This window comes from Pseudoalteromonas sp. 4NS20-0020 (assembly GCF_057554385.1).
Genome location: NZ_BAAJMI010000014.1, coordinates 1 through 3,025 on the forward strand (window position 1 = coordinate 1; position 3,025 = coordinate 3,025).

The 3,025-nt window shown below is 49.5% G+C and carries 1 rRNA gene; it reads left to right on the top strand.

Going from position 1 to position 3,025, the window contains the following annotated elements:
* The first annotated feature begins 75 nt into the window (after nt 1-75).
* Nucleotides 76-2,962, top strand: a 23S ribosomal RNA gene (locus AC27JL_RS18815).
* Nucleotides 2,963-3,025: the final 63 nt, after the last annotated feature.

Here is a 3,025-nt window from a genome sequence, read left to right on the forward strand (position 1 = left end):
TATCTACTTTAGTATTCAATATTAACTTCTGGCGAAGTTAAACTGTCACAAAACAAAGACCCGTTTGGGTTGTATGGTTAAGTGACTAAGCGTACACGGTGGATGCCTTGGCAGTTGGAGGCGATGAAGGACGTATTAACTTGCGATAAGCCTAGTCAAGCTAGTAAAAAGCACTTGAGACTAGGATTTCCGAATGGGGAAACCCACCTGCTTGCAGGTATCGTTAACTGAATACATAGGTTAACGAGGCGAACGCGGAGAACTGAAACATCTAAGTACCCGTAGGAAAAGAAATCAACCGAGATTCCGAAAGTAGCGGCGAGCGAAATCGGAACAGCCCTTAAGCTTATTATGTGTTAATGGAAGGCTCTGGAAAGTGCCACGATACAGGGTGATAGTCCCGTACATGAAAAGACATTTTAAGTGAAATCGAGTAGGTCGGAGCACGTGAAACTTTGACTGAATATAGGTGGACCATCATCTAAGGCTAAATACTCCCAACTGACCGATAGTGAACCAGTACCGTGAGGGAAAGGCGAAAAGAACCCCTGTGAGGGGAGTGAAATAGAACCTGAAACCGTGTACGTACAAGCAGTAGGAGCAGACTTGTTCTGTGACTGCGTACCTTTTGTATAATGGGTCAGCGACTTATATTTTGTAGCGAGGTTAACCGATTAGGGTAGCCGTAGGGAAACCGAGTCTTAACTGGGCGAATAGTTGCAAGGTATAGACCCGAAACCCGGTGATCTAGCCATGGGCAGGTTGAAGGTTGAGTAACATCAACTGGAGGACCGAACCCACTAACGTTGAAAAGTTAGGGGATGACCTGTGGCTAGGAGTGAAAGGCTAATCAAACCGGGAGATAGCTGGTTCTCCCCGAAATCTATTTAGGTAGAGCCTCGGACGAATACTTACGGGGGTAGAGCACTGTTAAGGCTAGGGGGTCATCCCGACTTACCAACCCTTTGCAAACTCCGAATACCGTAAAGTACTATCCGGGAGACACACGGCGGGTGCTAACGTCCGTCGTGAAGAGGGAAACAACCCAGACCGCCAGCTAAGGTCCCAAAGTCATAGTTAAGTGGGAAACGATGTGGAAAGGCCCAGACAGCCAGGAGGTTGGCTTAGAAGCAGCCATCCTTTAAAGAAAGCGTAATAGCTCACTGGTCGAGTCGGTCTGCGCGGAAGATGTAACGGGGCTAAACTATGCACCGAAGCTGCGGATTCATACTTTGTATGAGTGGTAGGGGAGCGTTCTGTAAGCGGTTGAAGGTGTACCGGGAGGTATGCTGGACGTATCAGAAGTGCGAATGCTGACATGAGTAACGATAATGCGGGTGAAAAACCCGCACGCCGGAAGACCAAGGGTTCCTATCCCATGTTAATCAGGGTAGGGTAAGTCGACCCCTAAGGCGAGGCCGAAAGGCGTAGTCGATGGGAAACGGATTAATATTTCCGTACTTGGTATAATTGCGATGGGGGGACGGAGAAGGCTAAGCAAGCATGGCGATGGTTGTCCATGTGAAAGTGAGTAGGGCGTTTGTTTAGGTAAATCCGGACGAACATTAAACCTGAGACACGAGACGAGCTACTACGGTAGTGAAGTTGCTGATGCCATACTTCCAGGAAAAGCCTCTAAGCTTCAGATTATACCGAATCGTACCCCAAACCGACACAGGTGGTCAGGTAGAGAATACTAAGGCGCTTGAGAGAACTCGGGTGAAGGAACTAGGCAAAATCGTACCGTAACTTCGGGAGAAGGTACGCTCCTATCTGTGATGAGACTTGCTCTCTAAGCGGACGGGAGCCGCAGTGACCAGGTGGCTGGGACTGTTTATTAAAAACACAGCACTGTGCAAAATCGCAAGATGACGTATACGGTGTGACACCTGCCCGGTGCCGGAAGGTTAATTGATGGGGTTATCTTCGGAGAAGCTCTTGATCGAAGCCCCGGTAAACGGCGGCCGTAACTATAACGGTCCTAAGGTAGCGAAATTCCTTGTCGGGTAAGTTCCGACCTGCACGAATGGTGTAACCATGGCCACGCTGTCTCCACCCGAGACTCAGTGAAATTGAAATCGCAGTGAAGATGCTGTGTACCCGCGGCTAGACGGAAAGACCCCGTGAACCTTTACTACAGCTTGGCACTGAACATTGAACCTACATGTGTAGGATAGGTGGGAGACTTTGAAGATGAGACGCTAGTCTTGTTGGAGTCGTCCTTGAAATACCACCCTTGTAGTTTTGATGTTCTAACGTTGGCCCCTGAATCGGGGTTACGGACAGTGCCTGGTGGGTAGTTTGACTGGGGCGGTCTCCTCCCAAAGAGTAACGGAGGAGCACGAAGGTTGGCTAAGTACGGTCGGACATCGTACGGTTAGTGTAATGGTAGAAGCCAGCTTAACTGCGAGACAGACACGTCGAGCAGGTACGAAAGTAGGTCATAGTGATCCGGTGGTTCTGAATGGAAGGGCCATCGCTCAACGGATAAAAGGTACTCCGGGGATAACAGGCTGATACCGCCCAAGAGTTCATATCGACGGCGGTGTTTGGCACCTCGATGTCGGCTCATCACATCCTGGGGCTGAAGTCGGTCCCAAGGGTATGGCTGTTCGCCATTTAAAGTGGTACGCGAGCTGGGTTTAGAACGTCGTGAGACAGTTCGGTCCCTATCTGCCGTGGGCGTTTGAGAATTGAGAGGGGTTGCTCCTAGTACGAGAGGACCGGAGTGAACGAACCGCTGGTGTTCGGGTTGTCATGCCAATGGCATTGCCCGGTAGCTACGTTCGGAACTGATAAGCGCTGAAAGCATCTAAGCGCGAAGCAGGCCTCGAGATGAGTTCTCACTAGACTTTTAAAGTCTCTGAAGGGCCGTTGAAGACTACAACGTTGATAGGCAAGATGTGGAAGTGGTGTGAGCCATTAAGCTAACTTGTACTAATTACCCGTGAGGCTTAACCATACAACGCCAAACGCGTTTTGTGTGACAGTTAAGACAGAAGTTAATGACTAAAGTAGATATTAC